18 protein-coding genes are annotated in these 20,070 nt (G+C 68.6%); 8 read left to right on the top strand and 10 right to left on the bottom strand.

The window, feature by feature from the left end; translation table 11 throughout:
- Positions 1-11: 11 nt before the first annotated feature.
- Complete coding sequence (gene ppsA / locus THPRO_RS09180) at positions 12-2,393, bottom strand: phosphoenolpyruvate synthase (protein ID WP_065089534.1); 2,382 nt, start codon at positions 2,391-2,393, stop codon at positions 12-14.
- 70 nt (positions 2,394-2,463) lie between these two features.
- On the opposite strand from ppsA, the gene ppsR reads away from it, so the two are divergent.
- The 6 genes from ppsR to glcF all read left to right on the top strand — a co-directional run bounded on the left by ppsR (position 2,464) and on the right by glcF (position 9,141).
- Positions 2,464-3,285, top strand: coding sequence for a posphoenolpyruvate synthetase regulatory kinase/phosphorylase PpsR (gene ppsR / locus THPRO_RS09175; RefSeq protein ID WP_038088183.1), 822 nt, complete (start codon positions 2,464-2,466; stop codon positions 3,283-3,285).
- 75 nt (positions 3,286-3,360) lie between these two features.
- Positions 3,361-3,948, top strand: coding sequence for a transcriptional repressor LexA (gene lexA, locus THPRO_RS09170; RefSeq protein ID WP_038087891.1), 588 nt, complete (start codon positions 3,361-3,363; stop codon positions 3,946-3,948).
- A gap of 6 nt (positions 3,949-3,954) precedes the next feature.
- Positions 3,955-5,208 carry a DNA polymerase Y family protein gene (locus tag THPRO_RS09165; RefSeq protein ID WP_052064121.1) on the top strand — a complete coding sequence of 418 codons (1,254 nt, stop codon included), beginning with the start codon at positions 3,955-3,957 and terminating at the stop codon, positions 5,206-5,208.
- A 96-nt stretch (positions 5,209-5,304) separates the two neighbouring features.
- On the top strand, positions 5,305-6,825 hold the full coding sequence (locus THPRO_RS09160; protein ID WP_065089533.1) for an FAD-linked oxidase C-terminal domain-containing protein: 1,521 nt from the start codon (positions 5,305-5,307) through the stop codon (positions 6,823-6,825).
- Positions 6,826-6,841: 16 nt separating this feature from the next.
- Entirely contained in the window at positions 6,842-7,894 is a 1,053-nt protein-coding gene (glcE, locus tag THPRO_RS09155) for a glycolate oxidase subunit GlcE (RefSeq protein WP_236717283.1), read from the top strand.
- Between the two features lie 29 nt (positions 7,895-7,923).
- Entirely contained in the window at positions 7,924-9,141 is a 1,218-nt protein-coding gene (gene glcF, locus THPRO_RS09150) for a glycolate oxidase subunit GlcF (protein WP_038087893.1), read from the top strand.
- A 10-nt stretch (positions 9,142-9,151) separates the two neighbouring features.
- On the opposite strand, the gene THPRO_RS09145 is transcribed toward glcF, so the two are convergent.
- The 8 genes from THPRO_RS09145 to THPRO_RS09110 form a co-directional block, all read right to left on the bottom strand.
- Positions 9,152-9,685 (bottom strand): rRNA large subunit pseudouridine synthase E, encoded by a 534-nt coding sequence (locus THPRO_RS09145; protein ID WP_065089531.1) that lies wholly within the window; start codon positions 9,683-9,685, stop codon positions 9,152-9,154.
- Between the two features lie 41 nt (positions 9,686-9,726).
- The gene (gene lspA / locus THPRO_RS09140; RefSeq protein ID WP_038087896.1) at positions 9,727-10,194 is read right to left on the bottom strand and encodes a signal peptidase II; all 468 of its coding nucleotides are present in this window, start codon (positions 10,192-10,194) and stop codon (positions 9,727-9,729) included.
- The gene (ileS, locus tag THPRO_RS09135; protein WP_038087899.1) at positions 10,191-13,031 is read right to left on the bottom strand and encodes an isoleucine--tRNA ligase; all 2,841 of its coding nucleotides are present in this window, start codon (positions 13,029-13,031) and stop codon (positions 10,191-10,193) included. The genes lspA and ileS overlap by 4 nt, the downstream gene beginning before the upstream one ends.
- A gap of 30 nt (positions 13,032-13,061) precedes the next feature.
- Positions 13,062-13,994, bottom strand: a complete 933-nt coding sequence (gene ribF / locus THPRO_RS09130; protein WP_065089530.1) for a bifunctional riboflavin kinase/FAD synthetase — start codon at positions 13,992-13,994, stop codon at positions 13,062-13,064.
- Between the two features lie 123 nt (positions 13,995-14,117).
- Positions 14,118-14,723: a DUF1641 domain-containing protein gene (locus THPRO_RS09125; RefSeq protein WP_038087905.1), complete on the bottom strand. Its 606-nt coding sequence runs from the start codon at positions 14,721-14,723 to the stop codon at positions 14,118-14,120.
- A gap of 10 nt (positions 14,724-14,733) precedes the next feature.
- Positions 14,734-15,867: an NAD(P)/FAD-dependent oxidoreductase gene (locus tag THPRO_RS09120; protein ID WP_038087909.1), complete on the bottom strand. Its 1,134-nt coding sequence runs from the start codon at positions 15,865-15,867 to the stop codon at positions 14,734-14,736.
- Between the two features lie 60 nt (positions 15,868-15,927).
- The gene (locus tag THPRO_RS09115; RefSeq protein WP_038087911.1) at positions 15,928-16,158 is read right to left on the bottom strand and encodes a sulfurtransferase TusA family protein; all 231 of its coding nucleotides are present in this window, start codon (positions 16,156-16,158) and stop codon (positions 15,928-15,930) included.
- A 20-nt stretch (positions 16,159-16,178) separates the two neighbouring features.
- Positions 16,179-16,565 carry a DsrE/DsrF/DrsH-like family protein gene (locus THPRO_RS09110; protein WP_038087913.1) on the bottom strand — a complete coding sequence of 129 codons (387 nt, stop codon included), beginning with the start codon at positions 16,563-16,565 and terminating at the stop codon, positions 16,179-16,181.
- Positions 16,566-16,711: 146 nt separating this feature from the next.
- Between THPRO_RS09110 and THPRO_RS09105 the strand changes: the two genes are divergently transcribed.
- Positions 16,712-18,070, top strand: coding sequence for a sigma-54 interaction domain-containing protein (locus THPRO_RS09105; RefSeq protein WP_052064122.1), 1,359 nt, complete (start codon positions 16,712-16,714; stop codon positions 18,068-18,070).
- Positions 18,071-18,076: 6 nt separating this feature from the next.
- Here THPRO_RS09105 and murJ read toward each other — a convergent pair whose 3' ends face one another.
- Complete coding sequence (gene murJ, locus THPRO_RS09100) at positions 18,077-19,639, bottom strand: murein biosynthesis integral membrane protein MurJ (protein WP_269085371.1); 1,563 nt, start codon at positions 19,637-19,639, stop codon at positions 18,077-18,079.
- A gap of 144 nt (positions 19,640-19,783) precedes the next feature.
- On the opposite strand from murJ, the gene rpsT reads away from it, so the two are divergent.
- Complete coding sequence (gene rpsT, locus THPRO_RS09095) at positions 19,784-20,044, top strand: 30S ribosomal protein S20 (protein ID WP_038087916.1); 261 nt, start codon at positions 19,784-19,786, stop codon at positions 20,042-20,044.
- Positions 20,045-20,070 lie beyond the last annotated feature (26 nt).

Raw genomic sequence — 20,070 nt, 5'->3', positions numbered from 1 at the left:
CTCCCGGGGGGTCAGCTTGCGCCGGCGGTCTCGGCCAGGCGCAGCCAGGTGGGGATGACGGTGTCGGGGTTGAGCGAGATGCTCTCGATGCCCTGGGCCATCAGCCACTCGGCGAGATCCGGGTGGTCGGACGGCCCCTGGCCGCAGATGCCGACGTACTTGCCGGCCTTGCGGCAGGCCTCGATGGACATGCCGAGCAGGCGCAGCACCGCCGGGTTGCGCTCGTCGAACAGCCCGGCGACCACGCCCGAGTCGCGGTCGAGGCCCAGGGTCAGCTGGGTCATGTCGTTGGAGCCGATCGAGAAGCCGTCGAAGTATTCGAGGAAGTCGTCGGCGAGCAGCGCGTTGGACGGCAGTTCGCACATCATCATCACCTTGAGTCCGGCCTGTCCGCGCGCGAGGCCGTTGGCGGCCAGCAGCTCGGTGACCTGGCGTGCCTCGTCCACGGTGCGCACGAAGGGGATCATGATCTGCACGTTCGTAAGCCCCATGGTCTCGCGCACGTAGCGCACCGCGCGGCACTCCAGCTCGAAGCAGGGACGGAACTCCTCGGAGATGTAGCGCGAGGCGCCGCGGAAGCCGAGCATCGGGTTTTCCTCGTCCGGCTCGTAGCGGTGGCCGCCGAGGAGGTTGGCGTATTCGTTCGACTTGAAGTCGGACAGGCGCACGATCACCGTTTCCGGCGCGAAGGCCGCGCCGATGGTGGCGATGCCCTCGGCGAGGCGGCGGACGTAGAACTCGATCGGATCGCCGTAGGCCTCGATGCGCTCGCGGATCTCGTCCTGCAGTTCGCTGGGCAGGCGGTCGAATTCGAGCAGCGCCTTGGGATGGATGCCGATCATGCGGTTGATGATGAACTCCAGCCGGGCGAGGCCGACGCCGCGGTGCGGGATGCCGGCGAAGGCGAAGGCACGGTCGGGGTTGCCCACGTTCATCATGATCTTGACCGGGATCTCGGGCATGGCGCCGGTGCTGATCTTGTCCACCGAGAAGTCCAGCCGGCCCGCGTAGACGTGGCCGGTGTCGCCCTCGGCGCAGGAGACGGTGACCTCGGTGCCGTCCACGAGCTGCTCGGTCGCCTGCCCGGTGCCGACCACCGCCGGAATGCCCAGCTCGCGCGCGATGATGGCGGCGTGGCAGGTGCGGCCGCCGCGGTCGGTGACCACCGCCGCCACGCGTTTCATCACCGGCTCCCAGTCGGGGTCGGTCATGCCGGTGACCAGCACGTCGCCGTCGCGCACCTTGTCCATCTCGCTGAGGTCGTGGATCACGCGCACGGTGCCGGCACCGATGCGGTCGCCGACCGAGCGGCCCTCGGTGAGCACCTTGCGCGGGCGCTTGTCGTTGAGCTGGTAGCGCATCATCGACTGCGCGCTGTGGCTGTGCACGGTCTCGGGGCGCGCCTGCAGCACGTAGACCTGGCCGTCGTGGCCGTCCTTGCCCCACTCGATGTCCATCGGCCGGCCGTAGTGCCGCTCGATCAGCAGCGCCTGGCGGGCCAGCGACTCGACGTCGGCGTCGTCGATGCAGAAGCGGCGGCGCTCGGCGGGATCGGTGTCGACGGTGACCACGGTTTCGTGATGGTCGTCGGGCGCGTACACGATCTTGGAGGCCTTGCCGCCGAGGGTGCGGCGCAGGATGGCGGGCCTGCCGGCCTGCAGCGTGGGCTTGTGCACGTAGAACTCGTCCGGGTTGACCGACCCCTGCACCACCGCCTCGCCGAGGCCGTAGGACGCGGTCACGAAGACCACGTCGCGGAAGCCGGATTCGGTGTCGATGCTGAACATCACGCCGCTGGCGCCGATGTCCGAGCGCACCATGCGCTGGATGCCGGCGCTGAGAGCCACGCCGCTGTGCTCGAAGCCCTTGTGCACGCGGTAGGAGATGGCGCGGTCGTTGAACAGGCTGGCGAACACGGTGCGTACCGCGTCGAGGATAGCGTCGATGCCGCTGACGTTGAGCAGGGTTTCCTGCTGGCCGGCGAAGGAGGCATCGGGCAGGTCCTCGGCGGTGGCGGAGGAGCGCACGGCAAAGGACGGCGCGGGGCCGCTTTCCGCCTCCAGGCGGGCGTAGGCTTCGCGGATGGCGGCTTCCAGCGCCGGCGGGAAGGGTTGGGCCATGAGCCAGCCGCGAATTTCCGCGCCGGCCGCCACCAGGGCGTTGACGTCGTCGACGTCGAGGGCGTCGAGCCGTGCGCGGATGCGCGCGTCGAGGGATTCGTGGGCGAGGAACTCGCGGTAGGCGTCGGCCGTGGTGGCGAAGCCGTTGGGGACCTGCACGCCGAGTTCGCTCAGGTGGCTGATCATTTCGCCCAGCGAGGCGTTCTTGCCGCCGACCTCGCCGACGCTGTGCATGCCCACCTGGTTGAACCAGAGGACGTATTCAGTTCCCATTACCATCTCCTGTCTGATCTTTGGCACTATCGGGTGGGTTAATCCGGTCAATATGGAGGCGGACGGCAAGATGGCCAAGGTGCGCGGTGCATTTTTTTTGTCCGATCGGACCGGTATCACCTCCGAAACACTGGGGAATATGCTGCTCACCCAGTTCGCGGGGGTGCAATTTGACCGCGTCACGATACCTTTTATCAACTCCCTGTCGAAGGCGCGGGACACCGTGGCGCGCATCGATGCCTATCGCGAGCGCCACGGCGAGCCGCCGCTGATCTTCAGCACGGCCGTCGACGACGAGATCCGCGCCATCCTGGCCACCGCCGACGGCGTGTTCATGGACTTCTTTGAGTCCTTCATCGCCCGTCTGGAAGACACCCTCGGCGTGCGCGCCTCGCATTCCGTGGGGCTCGCACACGGCGCCAATCCCAGCACCTATCACCGGCGCATCGAGGCAGTGAACTTCGCGCTCGCCCACGACGACGGCGCGCGCATGGACCACTACGCCGAGGCCGACCTGATCCTGCTCGCGCCCTCGCGTTGCGGCAAGACGCCCACCTGCCTGTATCTGGCGCTGCAGCACGGTCTGCGCGCTGCCAATCTACCGCTGACCGAGGAGATACTGGAGGCCGAGCGGCTGCCCGAGGCGCTGACCCGCTTCCGCAGCAAGCTGTTCGGTCTGACCATCGACGCCGAACGGTTGGCGCAGATCCGCAGCGAACGCCTGCCCAACAGCCGTTACGCCTCGCGCGAACAGTGCGCACGCGAGCTGCGCCTCGCGCAGGGCATCTACCGGCGCCTCGGTGCGCCCTCGCTGGACACCACGCACGTCTCGGTCGAAGAGATTGCCGCGCACATCATCCATCAGATGGGATTGAAGTCGATTCTGCGCTGAGCGCAACGCCGCGCTTGCCAATGTTCGATGAATGTTCTAGATTGGCGTTGCCATCGAACATTCATGGGACATTTTATGCATCCGCGCCAATCCGAGATCCTGCAGTGCATCCGCGACTACGCCACCCGCCACGGTCGCTCGCCGACCCTGGCCGAGATCGGCGCCACCCTCGGCGTCGGCCGCAACACCGTGCACTATCACGTACAGTCGATGCTTGCAGCCGGCTTGCTGGAGCGCGAATCCGGCTGGCGCGGCCTGCGCATCCCGCAGGATCCGGCCGGGCCGTACGCGATGCCGCTGGCGGGGCGCATCGCCGCCGGCCGGCCGATCGAGGCGATCCCCGGGCAGGAGCACATCGATCTGTCCGCCATGCTGCTGGGGCCGGACCGCTTTGCGCTGATCGTCAAGGGCGACTCGATGATCGACGCCGGCATCTTCGACGGCGACTACGTGGTCATGGCGCGCCGCGACAGCGCCGAGGACGGCGACATCGTCGCCGCGCTGATCGACGACGAGGAGGCCACGCTCAAGCGTCTGCGTCGTACCAGCGGCGGCGAAATCCTGCTGATTCCCGAAAACGTCGACATGGCGCCGATGCACTACAGCCCCGAGCGGGTACGCATCCAGGGTGTGCTGGTCGCCCAGTTTCGACGCTACCGGTAAGCCCTCATGAACGCCGCCGGTACTTCAGCCTCCGTCGACCGCCGCTGGCCCCGCGCCATCGTCCTTGTCGACATGAACGCTTTTTTCGCCTCGATCGAGCAGCTCGACGATCCGTCGCTGCGCGGCCGGCCGGTGGCCGTCACCAACGGCGACCAGGGTACCTGCATCATCACCTGTTCCTACGAGGCGCGCGCCTTCGGCATCCATACCGGCATGCGCCTGCCCGAGGCACGGCGGCGCTGCCCGGAGCTGATCCGCATCACCGCGCGCTCGGCGCGCTACGCGCAGATCTCGGCGCGCATCATGTCCGCGCTGCAGGCGATCACGCCCGACATCGAGGTGTTCTCGGTGGACGAGGCCTTTCTCGACGTCACCCGCGTGCAGCGCCTGCACGGTGCCCCGCCGGTGATCGCTAAAAAGGTGCAGCGACTGGTGCGCGAGGTTTCCGGTCTGCCCTGTTCGGTCGGCGTCGCCGGCGACAAGACCACCGCCAAATGGGCGGCCAAGCAGCGCAAGCCGGAGGGGGTGACCGTGGTGCCGCCGTGGGAAACGGCCGCCCGCCTGCGCAACGTCCCGGTTACCGAGCTGTGCGGCGTCGGCCGCGGCATCGGCAGCTTTCTCGCCAGTCGCGGCGTGCAGACCTGCGGCGACATGGCGCGTCTGCCGGTCAGCGTGCTGGCGCAGCGCTGGGGCAACGTCGGCCGGCGCATCTGGCTGATGGCGCAGGGGCGCGATCCCGAAGGCGTCAGCCCGGCGGTGGCGCCGCCCAAGAGCGTGGGCCATGGCAAGATCCTGCCACCGGCGACGCGCGACCCGCGCCTGCTGCAGCAGTATCTCGAACACATGGCCCAGAAGGTTGCCGCGCGCCTGCGCCGCAACGGCCTGGAGGCGCAGCAGCTGTTCATTGGGCTGCGCACCGACACCGGCTGGCTCGGCGGACGTTACCTGACCCCGCGCCCGACCGACGACGGCCAGCCGATCGCCGCGCTTTGCCGTCAGGTGCTGGCGCGGGTCTGGCAGGGCGAGGGCGTGCATCAGGTTCAGGTCACCGCCCTCGATCCCGCACCCGCGGACGTGCAGCTGGATCTGTTCGAGGATCCCGTGGCGCCGACCCGACAGGCCGTGAACCGTGCGGTCGACCGCATCAATCGCCGGTTCGGCGGTCAGGCCGTGGCCACCGCTTCCCTACTCGGTCGCGTGCCCCTGCACGATGTCATCGCCCCCGCCTGGAAGCCCGACGGCATTCGCCGTACGGTCTGAGCCGCGCGCGCATTCAAAATCGCGGTCACCTGCGTGTAAACTGCCTCGTTTACGCGCCCGGCACGTCCCGCCGGGCGCGCGATGGCATCCCATACGATGGGGCGACAGGAGGCGCGCTTGGAGGCGCATAACCACAGTGGACCGGCCGAGCCGGCTGCGGCCGTCGACCGCGGGCGCGTGATCGAAGCGCTGGGCGCGCGTTTGCCGCCGCATACGCTGCTGCTCAGCGAGGAGGAACGCAGGCCCTACGAATGCGACGGTCTGACCGCCTACCGGCGGCTGCCGATGCTGGTGGTCCTGCCTGAGACCGTCGAGCAGGTGCAGGCCGTGATGCAGATCTGTCACGCGCTGCGGGTGCCGGTGGTGGCGCGCGGCGCCGGTACCGGGCTGTCGGGCGGCGCACTGCCCCATGCCGGCGGCGTGCTGCTGTCGCTCGCCAAGTTCAACCGCATCCTCAAGATCGACACGCTGGCGCGCACCGCGCGCGTGCAGCCCGGCGTGCGCAACCTCGCGATCAGCGAGGCTGCGCGCCCCTACGGCCTCTATTACGCACCCGATCCCTCGTCGCAGATCGCCTGCAGCATCGGCGGCAACGTGGCCGAGAACGCGGGCGGCGTGCATTGCCTGAAATACGGCCTGACGGTGCACAACGTGATGCGCGTGGAGGTGGTGACCGCCGAGGGCGAGCGCATTACCCTCGGCGGCGATGCGCTGGATGCGCCGGGCTACGATCTGCTCGCGCTGATACACGGCTCGGAGGGCATGCTCGGCGTGATCGTCGAGGTCACCGTGCGCCTGCTGCCGGTGCCCGAGCGCGCCCAGGTGGTGATGGCGGCCTTCGACGACGTGGCCACCGCCGGCGCGGCCGTCGGCGCGATCATTGCGGCCGGTATCGTGCCGGCGGGACTGGAAATGATGGACCGCTTCGCGATCGCCGCGGCCGAGGATTTCGTGCACGCAGGTTACCCCCGCGAGGCGGCAGCGATTCTGCTGTGCGAGTTGGACGGCACCAACGAGGAGGTGTCCGACCAATTGCTGCAGATCCATGCGCTGCTCAAGCAGGCCGGCGCCACCCGCCTACGCACGGCGCAGGACGAGGCCGAGCGCCAGCGTCTGTGGCTGGGCCGCAAGGCGGCCTTCCCCGCCGTGGGACGTTTGTCGCCGGACTACTACTGCATGGACGGCACCATTCCGCGTGCCCGTCTGCCCGAGGTGCTGGATGGTATCGCCGCGCTCAGCCGCGAATATGGCCTGCGCGTGGCCAACGTGTTTCACGCCGGCGACGGCAATCTGCATCCGTTGATTCTCTACGATGCCAACGTGCCCGGAGAACTGGAGCGCACCGAGGAATTCGGCGGTCGCATCCTGGAGCTGTGCGTGGCTGTCGGCGGCACGGTGACCGGAGAGCACGGCGTCGGCGTGGAGAAGATCGACCAGATGTGCGTACAGTTCGGCAGCGCGGAGCTGAGCCAGTTCCACGCCGTCAAGGCGGCCTTCGATGCGCACGGATTGCTCAATCCCGGCAAGGCCGTGCCCACCCTGCAGCGCTGCGCCGAGTTCGGCGCCATGCACGTGCACGGTGGCGCGTTGCCCTTCCCCGAACTGGAGCGCTTCTAGGATGGCGACCGGGGATATGACCACATCGCTCGCCGAGCAGGTCCGCGAGGCGGCGGCGGCGCACCGCGGGCTGCGCATCGCCGGCAGCGGCAGCAAGGCCTTTCTCGGCCTTTCGACGGCCGAGTCAACGCTCGCGGTCGACGGGCATCGCGGCATCGTGCATTACGAGCCTGTGGAACTGGTGCTCACCGCGCGCGCCGGTACGCCGTTGGCCGAGATCGAGGCCGCGCTGGCCGAGCAAGGCCAGATGTTGCCCTTCGAGCCGCCGTATTTCGGCCCCGGTGCGACGCTGGGCGGCACGCTGGCGTGCAATCTCTCCGGCCCGCGGCGCCCCTACGCCGGCGCCGCCCGCGATTTCGTGCTCGGCACGCGGGTGATCAATGGCCGTGGCGAGGTGTTGCGCTTCGGCGGCGAGGTGATGAAGAACGTCGCCGGCTACGACGTATCGCGTCTGATGGCCGGCAGCCACGGCACGCTGGGCGTGCTGCTGGAGGCCAGTCTCAAGGTGCTGCCGCGTGCGCAGGCCGAAACCACGTTGCGACTCGAGCTTTCGCCGCAGGAGGCCATCCGCCAGCTCAATACCTGGGCGGGCCTGCCGCTGCCGTTGACCGCGGGCGTCTATGACGGCGAAAGCGTCTACCTGCGCCTGTCGGGGACTGAAGTGGCGCTGCGCGCCGCACAAAGACGCATTGGCGGCGAGCCGGTGGACGACGGCGCGGACTTCTGGCGTCGTCTGCGCGAGCAGACGCACGCGTTTTTCCGCCACCCCGGGCGTCTCTGGCGCCTCAGCGTGGCCGCGTCCGCCGCGCCCATCGAACTGCCGGGCCATTGGCTGCTCGACTGGGCCGGCGCGCAGCGCTGGTATGCCGGCGAGGCGGATGCCGCCAGCGTGCGTCAGGCGGCGGTGCGCGCCGGCGGCCATGCCACGCTGTGGCGCGGCGTGGCCGCGGACGGTCCGCGCTATCAGCCGCTGCCGCCCGCGGTGCTCGCGCTACACCGCCGAATCAAGAGCGCGCTGGATCCGGCCGGCATCCTCAATCCGGGGCATCCGCTGTATCCGCAGAACTGAACGCTTCCCACCCCGAGCGAACGCAAGCCATGCAAACCCACTTGAGCCAAGCCCTGCTGGATACGGCCGAAGGCCGCGAGGCGGAATCCATCCTGCGGACCTGTGTGCACTGCGGTTTCTGCAACGCCACCTGCCCGACCTACCAGCTGCTCGGCGACGAGCTGGACGGTCCGCGCGGGCGCATCTATCAGATCAAGCAGGTGCTGGAGGGCGAGGTCACGGGCGAGGCGACGCGCCTGCACCTGGACCGCTGCCTGCAGTGCCGCGCCTGCGAGACCACCTGCCCCTCCGGGGTGCGCTATGCGCGTCTGGCGGAGATCGGCCGCGCCGCCGTCGAGCGCGAGCAGCCGCGTAACTGGCGCGCGCGGGCGTTCCGCTGGGGCCTGAGACGGGTGCTGCCGCATACGGGCCGTTTCGCCGCCCTGCTGTGGCTGGGGCGGCTGGCCGAACCCTTCATTCCGCGCCGGGTACGGCCGGCATTGCCGCCAGTGCGTCCGGCGGGTGTCTGGCCGCGCGCCGTGCACGAACGGACGATGCTGCTGCTGGACGGCTGCGTGCAGCCGGCCGCGGCGCCGCTCACCAATGCCGCCGCCGCACGCGTGTTCAACCGCCTTGGTATCCGCCTCGAACGGCCGCAGGGCCAAGGCTGCTGCGGCGCGGTCAGCTACCACCTCAATGCACACGCCGAGGGCCTGTCGCAGGCACGGCGCAACATCGACGCCTGGTGGCCGGCGATCGAAGCCGGCGCGGAGGCGCTGGTGATCACGGCCAGCGGTTGCGGGCTGCAGGTCAAGGAATACGGTGAGCTGCTGCGCGACGATCCGGCGTATGCCGAAAAGGCCACGCGCGTCAGCGCCCTCGCCCGGGATGTGGCCGAGGTGCTGTCCGCCGAGGACCTGTCGTCCCTGCCGCGCGGCGAGGGGCGTCGCGTCGCCTTTCACGCGCCCTGCACGCTGCAGCACGGTCAGCGCCTGGGCGGGGCGGTTGAAGGGTTGCTGCGTCAGCTCGGTTACGAGCTGGCGCCGGTGGCCGACGCGCACCTGTGCTGCGGCAGCGCCGGTACTTATTCGATCCTGCAGCCTGAACTGTCTCGCCAGCTGCGCGCCAACAAGCTGCACGCACTGGCGGCCGGGGAGCCGGAGCTGATCGTCAGTGCCAACATCGGCTGCCAGCTGCATCTGCAGCAGGCCAGCGAGACGCCGGTGCGTCACTGGATCGAACTGCTCGACCCGGCGCCGCCGGTTTAGGCACGTGCGTTCAGGGCTGTTCGCGCCATTCCCCGGGTGCCAGTCCGTCCAGCGTCCAGGAGCCGATGCGGTAGCGTATCAGGCGCAACGTCGGGTGGCCGACCGCGGCGGTCATCCGGCGCACCTGACGGTTGCGGCCCTCGCTCAGCGTGAGCAGCAGCCAGGCGGTGGGAATCGCGCGGCGCACGCGGATCGGCGGCTCGCGCGGCCACAGGTTCGGCGGCGCCTCGATGCGCACCGCCTTGGCCGGCAGCGTGAGGCCGTCGCGCAACTCGACGCCGTTGCGCAGCGCGGCGAGCGCGGCCTCGTCGGGTTCGCCTTCCACCTGCACCCAGTAGGCCTTGCTCATCTTCTGCGCCGGGTCGGCGATGCGATGCTGCAGCGCGCCGTCGTCGGTGAGCAGCAGCAGGCCCTCGCTGTCGCGGTCCAGACGCCCCGCGGCATACACGCCGGGCACGGGAACGTAATCGGCGAGGGTCGGGCGACCGTCGGAATCGGTGAACTGCGGCAGCACCCCGTAGGGCTTGTTGAACAGGATCAGCATGAGAGACGGGCCTTCGGAGGCCGGCTTGGCGGCCGGCTGCTTCAGCGGCGGAACAGCGTACGTACGACCAGGATGGCCGCACCCAGGGTGATGGCGGAATCGGCGAGGTTGAATACCGGCCAGTGCCACTGTTTGTAGTACAGGTCGATGTAGTCGATCACGTGATCGCGCATCACGCGATCGAGTGCGTTGCTTAGCGCGCCGCCCAGGATCAGCGACACGGCGGCACCCACCCAGCGCTCGCGCGGGCCGAGCCGGAGCAGCCAGGTCACCAGCGCGACGGCGACGACCGCGGCCAGCGCGATGAACAGCCAGCGCTGCCAGCCGCCGGCGCCGCTCAGCATGCTGAAGGCGGCACCGGTGTTGAACACCAGGGTGAGGTCGAACCCCGGCAGGATCGGTACCGGCCGGCCGTAGGGTAGCGACTGCAGGGCCAGCCACTTGCTCGCCTGATCGAGGGCGATGACCGCGATCGTGAGCCAGAGCCAGCGCAACCCGCGACGGTTCATGCGAAACGCCGTGTTTCGCCGTCGCCGGCCACGTTCACGACGCAGCGTCCGCACAGCTCGGGATGCGCGGCATCCCGGCCGATGTCGGCGCGATGATGCCAGCAGCGCGGGCACTTGGCGTGTGTGCTGGCCGTCGCGATGATGTGCAGCGTCTCGCCGTTGGCGAGGGTCTGCGCGGCGGCGTCGGCCGGTGCGGGCTCGCGGCTGACCGCAGCCTCGGAGGTAATCAGCACGAAGCGCAGCTCGTCGCCCAGGCGCGCCAGCGTCTCGGCGGTCTGCGGGCCGCAGTGCAGCGTCACCTCGGCGTCGAGGTTGGCGCCGATGGCGCCGCCCTGGCGCAGGCCTTCCAGCACCTTGTTGACCGCCTCGCGCACCTCGATCACCGCGTCCCAATAGGCCGGGTCCATGTCCGCGGGCAGCACGCTGGCGTCGGCCAGCCCCGCCGGGAAGTCGTACCAGGTGGCGAGCAACACCGAGTCGGCGCGTTCGCCCGGCACGTGGCGCCAGATCTCTTCGGCGGTGAAGCTCAGGATCGGCGCCAGCCAGCGCGGCAGCGCCTCGGCGAGGTGGTACAGCGCGGTCTGCGCGGAGCGCCGCGCCAGGCTGTCGGCCTGGGTGGTGTACTGGCGATCCTTGATGATGTCGAGATACAGCGAGCCCAGTTCGACCGAACAGAAGTTGTGCACCTTCTGGTAGATCAGGTGGAACTCGTAGCGCGCGTAGGCCTCGCGCAGCTCGCTCTGCAGGGCCGCGGCGCGGCTGCAGATCCAGGCGTCGAGCGGCAGCATGTCCGCTGGCGCGACGAGGTTGATCGCGGGGTCGAAGCCGGCCAGGTTGGCGAGCAGGAAGCGCGCGGTGTTGCGGATGCGCCGGTAGGCGTCCGACATGCGCTTGAGGATCTCGTCGGACACGGCCATCTCGCGGCGGTAGTCGCCGGAGGCGACCCACAGGCGGATGATGTCGGCGCCCAGCGTGCCCACCACCTTCTGCGGCGAGATCACGTTGCCGAGCGACTTGGACATCTTGCGGCCCTTCTCGTCGACGGTGAAGCCGTGGGTGAGCACGCCGCGGTAGGGCGGCACGCCGCGCATGGCCACCGAGGCGAGCAGCGAGGACTGGAACCAGCCGCGGTGCTGGTCTGAGCCTTCAAGGTAGAGGTCGGCGGGGAAGCCGAGCTCGGGGCGGCGGTCGAGCACGCTGGCGTGGGTGGTGCCCGAGTCGAACCACACGTCGAGGATGTCGGTGACCTTTTCGTAATCCGCCGCCTCGGCGCCCAGCACTTCGGCCGGGTCGAGGTCGAACCAGGCGTCGACACCCCGCTGCTCGACGCGCTCGGCCACCGCCTCGATCAGGCGCGGCGTGTCGGGGTGCAGCTCGCCGCTGTCGCGGTGCACGAACAGCGCCAGCGGCACGCCCCAGTTGCGCTGGCGCGAGATGCACCAGTCGGGTCGGTTGGCGACCATGCCGGCGAGGCGCTCGCGGCCCCAGTCAGGGGTGAACTGAATGTCGGGCAGGGCCGCGAGCGCGGTGGCGCGCAGGCCTTCCTTGTCCATGCTGATGAACCACTGCGGCGTGGCGCGGAAGATCAGCGGGGTCTTGTGGCGCCAGCAGTGCGGGTAGCTGTGGCGCAGCTTCTCGGCGTGCACCAGGGTACCCCTTTCGCGCAGCACTTCGATCACGTGGGCATTGGCGTCGAATACCTTTTCGCCGGCGAAGAACGGCGTGTCGGCACGGAAGCGCCCGTCCGGGCCGACCGGATGGTCGACCTCGAGGCCGTAGCGCAGGCCGGCGACATAGTCCTCCTGGCCGTGGCCGGGCGCGGTGTGTACGGCGCCTGTACCGGCATCGAGGGTCACGTGATCGCCCAGGATCACGGGTACCTCGCGGTCGAGGAAGGGGTGGTGCAGCTTCACGCCTTCGAGGTCGGCGCCGCGACAGCGCGCGACCGTGCGCCAGGTCTCGATGCCCCAGCGCTGCAAGGCCGATTCGGCGAGTTCGGCGGCGAGCAGCAGGCGTTCCGCGCCGTTCGGTCCATCGCAGGCGACGACCGCATAGTCCAGCTCGGCGTTCAGCGCCACGGCCTGATTCGCCGGCAACGTCCAGGGCGTGGTGGTCCAGATGACCACCGACAGCGGGCCGGAACCCGTGCCCTCAGTTTCGCAGCGCGCGAGTAAGCTTTCAGGATCGACGACGGCGAAGCGCACGTCGATCGCCGGCGAGGTCTTGTCCTCGTATTCCACCTCGGCCTCGGCCAGCGCCGAGCCGCAGTCCACGCACCAGTGCACCGGCTTGTAGCCCTTGATCACGTGGCCGCGCTCGATGGTGCGGCCGAGCGCACGGATGATGTCCGCCTCGGTGCGGAAATTCATCGTGAGATAGGGCTCGTCCCAGTCGCCGACGATGCCGAGACGCTTGAAGTCGCGGCGCTGGCCCTCGATCTGCTCGGCGGCGTATTCGCGGCAGGCCTTGCGGAAGGCTGCGGGGTCGATGCCCTCGCCGACCTTGCCCACGGTCTGCTCGACCTTGTGTTCGATGGGCAGGCCATGGCAGTCCCAGCCGGGCACATAGGGTGCGTCCAGCCCGTCGAGGCTGCGGCTCTTGACGATGATGTCCTTGAGCACCTTGTTGACCGCGTGGCCGATGTGGATGTCGCCGTTGGCGTAGGGCGGACCGTCGTGAAGGATGAAGCGCTCGCGCCCGGCGCGCTCGCGGCGCAGCCGATGGTAAATGTCCAGCTCGGCCCAGCGCGTGAGGGTGTCTGGCTCGCGTCGGGCGAGGTCGCCGCGCATGGGGAAATCGGTGCGCGGGAGATTGAGCGTCTGTTTGTAATCGGTCACGGGTGTCTGCCGGTTGTCGTCGTGTCTGAATCAGGTGGGCTGCGCCAACAGCGCTTCGGCGAGGCTGGCGTCGCGGCGTATCTGGTGGACCAGGGCATCGAGCGAATCGAAGCGCTGTTCGTCGCGGATCTTGCGCTGCAGCGATACGCACAGGTGTTGATGGTACAGGTTGCCTTCGAAGCCGAGCAGATGCACTTCCAGCAGCGCGTGGCGGCCGTCGACCGTGGGCCTTGTGCCGATGTTGGCGACGCCGCGGCCGTTCAGGCCCTCTTCGGAAGTCACGGTCACGGCGAACACCCCGCGCAGCGGACTCGTGCCGGTGGGCAGGGCGATGTTGGCGGTGGGGAAACCGATGGTGCGCCCGCGGGCATCGCCGTGGCGTACGCGTCCGCTCAGGGTGTAGGGACGTCCAAGCAGCTCGCGGGCGTGTTCGAGGTCGCCGGCGGCGAGCGCGTGGCGAATGCGTGTGCTGCTCACCCGTTCTCCACCCAGCTCGTAGGTCTCGCGGCGAATGACCTCGAAGACGTGGTCCTCGCCGGCCTGGCGCAAGCTGGCGAAGTCGCCGGCGCGGTCGCGGCCAAAACGAAAATCGTCGCCGACCAGCATGGCGCGGATGCCGAGGCCGCCGACCAGGAGACGCTCGACGAAATGATTGGCCTCAAGATCGGCCAGCTGACGGTCGAAACGCAGCAGCAGCACGCGGTCGATGCCGTGCAGTGCGAACTGGCGCAGGCGTTCGCGCAGGCCGGTCAGGCGCGCGGGTGCGCTGGTGCCGCGGAAGAATTCGTGCGGCAGCGGCTCGAAGGTGATGACCACGCTGGGCAGATTGCGGGCCTCGGCTTCGCTGCGGAGTTGGGCCAGGATGGCCTGATGCCCGAGGTGCACGCCATCGAAGTTGCCGATGGTGGCGACGCAGCCGCGATGCTGCGGTTGCAGATTGTGGGCGCCGCGAATGAGTTCCATGACTGGCCGCGTGTCTCCGGACGGGGCAAAGTGCCTGATTATACGCGGCGATGGGCGGCGACTTAAGCTTTGTGGCGCAATTCGTGCCCGCCGCCGCTTCGGGCGACGGCGGGCAGTGCGGTTTCAGCGTTTGAGGTGTCCCGCCAGCGCGTTCATGAAGCGCAGGGCCTCCTGGGTCTGCGGATCCCGCGCGAGCCGCAGTATTTCGCCCAGGCCGCCTCCGGCCGACGGTGTCGCACGCAGTTCGGCACGTGCTGCGCCGAGCCCTTCGAGGAGGGCGGCAACGCCGTCCAGAACCTCGTCGCGTTCGAGCAGGGCGAGCAGGCGCGGCACGGCCGGCGAGCGTGTGACGCGGTCGGCGAGCGCCAGGCCGTCGGCGGCCAGCCCCGCCAGCCGTCCGATCATGTCGTCGGTCAGCGCGTCCTCGGCCGAGCCGAGCAGGCGGGCGAGATGGGTGATGCGCTCCAGGTCGCCGTTGTCGACCATCGCGGCGATCGCCGGCAGGGCGCGGATCACGCCGCTGCGGTTGACCCGGTCGAGCATGTCGAGGCTGTCGCCGGCGAGCCCGGCCAGGCGGCCCACCATGTCGTCGGTGAGCGCGTCCTGCGCCGCGCCGACGAGGCGCGCCAGGTGCACCAGGCTGTCGAGATCGCCGTTGTCGACCAGTTCGCCGACCAGCGCATCAATGCGTGTCCGCGTGTCCGCGGTCTTGTCTGCGGTTTCGGTCATGGCGATCTCCTCACAGCAGGCCGCGGGCGGAGGCCCAGTAGAGCTGGTTGTAGGCCATCTTGAACCAGTGCACGGCGCGATTGGGCGCACGCGGCGCGGGCGGCTGGTTGTAGTTGAACATGGCGTAGGTGGCGCGGTCGCTGCCGGCTTCGATGAAGCAGAACACCTTGCCGTCGTAGTCGCGCACCGGCTCGCCGAGCTTGACGATGGCGGCCAGGTTTTCGGCCAGCGCCTCGGCCTCGAAGTGGGCGGTGGAGCCGGCCTTGGAGATCGGTAGGTTGGTGGTGTCGCCGAGCACGTAGACGTTGTCGCGCCCTTCCATCTTCAGGCTGTGGCGGTCGGTGGGAATCCAGCCGCTCTGGCCGAGGCCGTTCTCCTCGATCACCGCCATGCCCTTGTGCGGCGGCACCGCGACCAGCAGGTCGTAGTGGCTCTGGGTGCCCTCCTCGCTGTGCACCACCTTGTTGGCGCCGTCGACCTCCTTCATGTTGAACAGGGTCTCGTACTGGATGCCCAGGCGGTCGAACTCGCCCTTGGCCCACTCGCCGACGGGCGCGAGCGAATGGATGCGGCCGATCGGATAGGTGTACTGAAACTTGACCTTGTCGAGGATGCCGCGCTCCTTGAAGTAGTCGTGCAGCACGAAGGTGACCTCCAGCGGGATCATCGGGCACTTGTGCGGTACGCCGACGGCGATGGTCACGGTGCCGCCCTGGAATTCGCGCACCTGACGCCACATTTCGACCGCGTTGGCCTCGGTGTAGCAGTTGACCGAATTTTCGGCCAAACCCGGAATGGTCTCGGGCATGGCGCGCGAGCCGGTGGCGATGACCAGCATGTCGTAGCCGTAGGTCTTGCCGCTCTGCGTGGTGACCTGGTTCTGGTCGAGCGTGAAGGTGGTCACGGGGTCGACGTGGAACTCGATCTCCGGCTCCAGCAGCGAGGTCTGTTCGCGGTAGAGCGCGTCGGTGGCCATACGGCCGATACTGACGTAGAGCAGTCCGGGCTGATACATGTGCCGTTCGGAGGCGGAAAGCATGGTGATCTGCGCCTTGCCCTGCTTGAGCTCGTGTTTGAGGCGTCTTGCGAGGTTGTTGGCGAGGATGGTGCCGCCCATCCCGCCGCCGACGATCAGTATCTTCATGGCCTTCTCCTTTGGCGTTGCATTGGTGTTGTTGTCATGCCGGCGCGCCTGCGCCGGGTGCTACTTGGTCTTGCGTATCACCACGTGCCAGACCCCGTCCGCCTGAAAACTGTCGACCATTTCGTGGCCGACCTTTTTCACCCACTCGGGGATGTCGTTGGCCGAGCCCTTGTCGGTCGACAGTACTTCCAGCTCATCCCCGATCCCGGCCTGCTTGATGCGGGCAATGAGTTCCATGAGGGGCCCCGGGCAGTAGCTGCCGCGAGCGTCGATCTGATGTCTTTCGGCCATGCCGGCTCTCCATGCGTGGGTTAGAAACTCCAGGTCTGCGCATCCTGCGCCTCGCTCAGGAACTTGGTCAGTCCGAGCGGTGCGCCGAGGAACGGCAACAGTTCGTCGCGTCCCACGCCCAGGATGTCCATTGCCATCGAGCAGGGGTGGATGCGGGCGTCGCCCAGCTCCGCGGCCTGCTCGAAGAGTTGCAGAAAGGGCGGCGCCTGCTTGTCCAGCAGCAGCCTCCCGATCTCGCCTTCGACCGGTACGTCGTCGGCGTGATCCTTGACGAAGGGGGCCAGCGCGTTCATCGACAGAAACACCAGCACCTCGCTGCCGCTGACCGCGCCGACCGAGGCAAGCATGCCGGCCATCTGCAGTTTCTCGCGGCTGCCCGAGGTGACGAGAATGCTGATCTTTTCCATATGGGCAGGCTCCATTGCGCTCTGGACAATGATCCATTGGCACTCAAGACTTGTGCCAGCCTGGGAGGGGTGTAAAGCGCGCCGGTTATGGGCGTATGCTGGGCAGGTTGCTGACATGATTGTCAGGCCATGCTGACGGAGCCGTCATGACAACTTCCGCCCCCTCTCCGCAGCGCGTCGCCGTTGCCGGAACCGGTATCGAGCTGGTCCAGTCGCTGATCGATGCGCAGGAACATCCTTTCGTCCTGATCGACGACGAATACCGCCTGGTTGCCGCCAATCGCGCCTACCGGCGCGCCTACGGACTGGACGAGCGTGCCGGGCTGGTCGGACGCCATTGCTACGAGGTCTCCCATCGGCTTGACCGGCCCTGCCATCTCAACGGCGAGGACTGTCCGCACCGCCAGGTATTTGCGACCGGGGGGACCCACGAAGTGCTGCACACCCATTACGACGGCCGCGGCCAGGCCGAGCAGGTGCGTATCCGCGGCCACGCGATTCGCGGCGCTGGCGGGCAGTTGTGGCTGGGTGAGGCCATCGAGCGTCTGGCGACGCCCGAGACGACGCACTGCGAGGGGCGCATGATCGGCTTCTCGCCGCGTTACCTGCGCATGCTGCAGCAACTCGGCCAGTCGGCGTCGAGTCAGGCCAGCGTGCTGCTGCAGGGCGAGAGCGGTGTGGGCAAGGAATTGGCCGCGCGCTTCGTGCATCATCGCAGCCCACGCGCCGAGGGGCCGCTGGTCACGGTCGACTGCACCACGCTCAACGCGAATCTGTTCGAGGCCGAACTGTTCGGCCATGAGCGCGGCGCCTACACCGGCAGCGTGGGACGGCGCCCCGGCCTGTTCGAGCAGGCCGACAAGGGCACGCTGTTTCTCGACGAGGTCGGCGAGCTGCCGCTGGAGCTGCAGGCCAAGCTGCTGCGCGTGCTTGAGTCCGGCGAATTCCGCCGCGTCGGCGGGCGCAGCCAGCTGCATGCCGACGTGCGCGTGGTCGCCGCCACCAACCGCGACCTGCGCCGCAGCGTGAGCGACGGGACCTTCCGCGAGGATCTCTATTACCGGCTGGCCTGCATCGTGGTCGGCTTGCCGCCGCTGCGCGAGCGGCGCGAGGACATCCCCGCGCTGGCCGATGCCCTGCTCAACCAGCTGTGCCGTGAACACGGGCGCCCCTGCTACATGACCCGCGAGGCGGTGGACTGCCTGATGGAATACGACTTTCCCGGCAACATCCGCGAACTCAAGAATCTGCTGCAACGGGCCGTCGCGTTGTCGTCGGACGGCGTGATCGACGTACGCCAGCTCGACCTGTGTCCTAGCGGCCCGGCGAAGCGTCGCGCGCATGCGGTCGAGCCGGGCGGGGCGCCATCGCTGCGCCGGGTCGAGAGCCGCTACATCGAGGAACTGCTTGCCGAGCACGGCGGGCACCGCCGGCGGGTGGCCGAGGCGCTCGGCGTCAGCGAACGGACCCTGTACCGCAAGCTGCGTCGTTACGGTCTGGGCTGAACCGGTTCAGCCGCGGGGACGTCCGAGCAGCGCGCGCGGGCGCACGCCGAGCAGCCACAGCGGTATCGCGTAGGCCAGCGCGCCGGCGCCGACCAGTCCGCCGAGATGCAGCGCGCGATGCAGCGCATCCCACCCCGTCCAGGCCGTGGCCGGCGGCGTCAGCCAGTACAGGCAGGCCGCCATGGCGGCGCCGGAGACCAGCGCGCGCCAGCCGTAGCCGCCCCAGCGCGGGGTGGCGTACACGCCGTCGAGGCGCAGCCGGCGGTATAGCAATCCGGCGTTGAGATAGGCGGCCAGCGAGGTGGACAGCGCCAGCCCGGCGTGCGGTCCCGGCAGTTTGAGCAGATACCAGGGCGTGACGATCAGCGCGGTCAGCGTCATGTTGACCAACATCGCGACGATGCCGATGCGCACCGGTGTGCGCGTGTCCTGACGGGAATAGAAGCCGGGAGCGAGCACCTTGATGAGCATGAACGCCGGCAGGCCGCTGGCGAAGGCGGCGAGGCTCATCGAGGCCATGCGCGCGTCCTCGGCATTGAAGGCGCGGTATTCGATCAAGGCGGAGAGAATCGGGCCGGACAGCAGGGCGAGCCCCAGCGCGGCGGGCACGGCGACGACCAGCGCGATGCGGATCGCCCATTCCAGGGTCGCCTCGAAATCGGCGACCGCGCCCTGTGCCTTGTGCCGCGAGAGCTGTGGCAGGATCACGGTGCCGAGCGCGATGCCGAACAGCGCCAGCGGCAGATCGACGAATCGATCCGAGTAATACAGCCACGAGATGCTGCCGGCGGCCAGGAACGAGGCCACCAGGGTGTCGAACAGCAGGTTGACCTGCACCACCGAAGAGCCGAACAGCGCCGGCACCATCAGGCGCATGATCCGACGCACGCCCTCGTGCGCCCAGGCCAGCTGGGGGCGCGGCAGCAGGCCGAGACGCAGCAGGAAAGGCAACTGGAAAAGCAGCTGCAGCACGCCCGCGATCAGCACACCGATGGCCAGCGCGACCACCGGTTCGTGCAGGTGCGGCGACAGCCACAGGGTGGCGCCGATCAGCGAGAGGTTGAGCAGCACCGGGGTCAGCGCGGGCACCGCGAAGCGGCCGAAGCTGTTGAGCACGCCTCCGGCCAGTGCGGTCAGGGCGATGAACAGCAGATACGGGAAGGTGATGCGCAGCATCTCGCTGGCCAGCGCATAGCGCGCCGGGTCGGTGGTGAAGCCCGGGGCGAACACGAAGATCAGCACGGGTGCCGCGACGACGCCGAGCGCTGTGACCACGAACAGCACCCCGCTCAGGGTACCTGCGGTGCTGGCCAGCAGTTCGCGCAGCTCCTCCGGCGACTGGCGTTCCTTGTATTCGGTGAACACCGGCACGAAGGCCTGCGAGAAGGCACCCTCGGCGAACAGCCGGCGCAGGAAGTTGGGGATGCGGAAGGCGACGAAGAAAGCGTCGGTCGCGCCGTTGGCGCCGAAATAGACGGCCAGCACCATGTCGCGCAGATAGCCGAAAATGCGCGAGACCAGGGTCATCGCGCTGACGACGGCGGTGGAGCGGAACAGCTTGCGGCTCAGGGGCGGGCTCCGGGTTCGAGGGACACGACACAATAAGTACGCACCCCCGCGCACGCAAGCCCGGCGGCGGGATTGACACGGCGAAGCCGCGCAAGGATAATCCGGCACCTTTCCCGATACTGAATTCCCTTAAGGAGTCAAACCTTGGCCAATATCGCTTCCGCCAAGAAACGTGCCCGCCAGGCCGTGGTCCGCCGCGAGCACAACATGATGCTCACCTCGCGCATGCGTACTGCCGTGAAGAAGGTGATCAAGGCTATCCAGAGCGGCGACAAGACGGTCGCGCAGGAGGCCTATCAGGCTGCGGTGCCCGTGATCGACGGTTCCGTGACCAAGGGCATGATCCACAAGAACAAGGCTGCCCGTCACAAGAGCCGCCTGAACGCACGCATCCGCGCGATGTGATGCCCGCGGCTTTCGGCGGCATCAAG

Origin of the sequence: Acidihalobacter prosperus, assembly GCF_000754095.2 — a bacterium.
Classification (GTDB): Bacteria; Pseudomonadota; Gammaproteobacteria; order DSM-5130; family Acidihalobacteraceae; genus Acidihalobacter; species Acidihalobacter prosperus.
The sequence above is the reverse complement of the archived record's forward strand: the minus strand, read 5'-3'. Positions and strand labels throughout refer to the sequence as shown.

Excerpts from the sequence above, each read along its gene's own strand:
- ppsA (WP_065089534.1), bottom strand. The coding sequence starts at position 2,393 with ATGGGAACTGAATACGTCCTCTGGTTCAACCAGGTGGGCATGCACAGC.
- ppsR (WP_038088183.1), top strand. The coding sequence starts at position 2,464 with ATGGCCAAGGTGCGCGGTGCATTTTTTTTGTCCGATCGGACCGGTATC.
- lexA (WP_038087891.1), top strand. The coding sequence starts at position 3,361 with ATGCATCCGCGCCAATCCGAGATCCTGCAGTGCATCCGCGACTACGCC.
- THPRO_RS09165 (WP_052064121.1), top strand. The coding sequence starts at position 3,955 with ATGAACGCCGCCGGTACTTCAGCCTCCGTCGACCGCCGCTGGCCCCGC.
- THPRO_RS09160 (WP_065089533.1), top strand. The coding sequence starts at position 5,305 with ATGGGGCGACAGGAGGCGCGCTTGGAGGCGCATAACCACAGTGGACCG.
- glcE (WP_236717283.1), top strand. The coding sequence starts at position 6,842 with ATGACCACATCGCTCGCCGAGCAGGTCCGCGAGGCGGCGGCGGCGCAC.
- glcF (WP_038087893.1), top strand. The coding sequence starts at position 7,924 with ATGCAAACCCACTTGAGCCAAGCCCTGCTGGATACGGCCGAAGGCCGC.
- THPRO_RS09145 (WP_065089531.1), bottom strand. The coding sequence starts at position 9,685 with ATGCTGATCCTGTTCAACAAGCCCTACGGGGTGCTGCCGCAGTTCACC.
- lspA (WP_038087896.1), bottom strand. The coding sequence starts at position 10,194 with ATGAACCGTCGCGGGTTGCGCTGGCTCTGGCTCACGATCGCGGTCATC.
- ribF (WP_065089530.1), bottom strand. The coding sequence starts at position 13,994 with ATGGAACTCATTCGCGGCGCCCACAATCTGCAACCGCAGCATCGCGGC.
- THPRO_RS09125 (WP_038087905.1), bottom strand. The coding sequence starts at position 14,723 with ATGACCGAAACCGCAGACAAGACCGCGGACACGCGGACACGCATTGAT.
- THPRO_RS09120 (WP_038087909.1), bottom strand. The coding sequence starts at position 15,867 with ATGAAGATACTGATCGTCGGCGGCGGGATGGGCGGCACCATCCTCGCC.
- THPRO_RS09115 (WP_038087911.1), bottom strand. The coding sequence starts at position 16,158 with ATGGCCGAAAGACATCAGATCGACGCTCGCGGCAGCTACTGCCCGGGG.
- THPRO_RS09110 (WP_038087913.1), bottom strand. The coding sequence starts at position 16,565 with ATGGAAAAGATCAGCATTCTCGTCACCTCGGGCAGCCGCGAGAAACTG.
- THPRO_RS09105 (WP_052064122.1), top strand. The coding sequence starts at position 16,712 with ATGACAACTTCCGCCCCCTCTCCGCAGCGCGTCGCCGTTGCCGGAACC.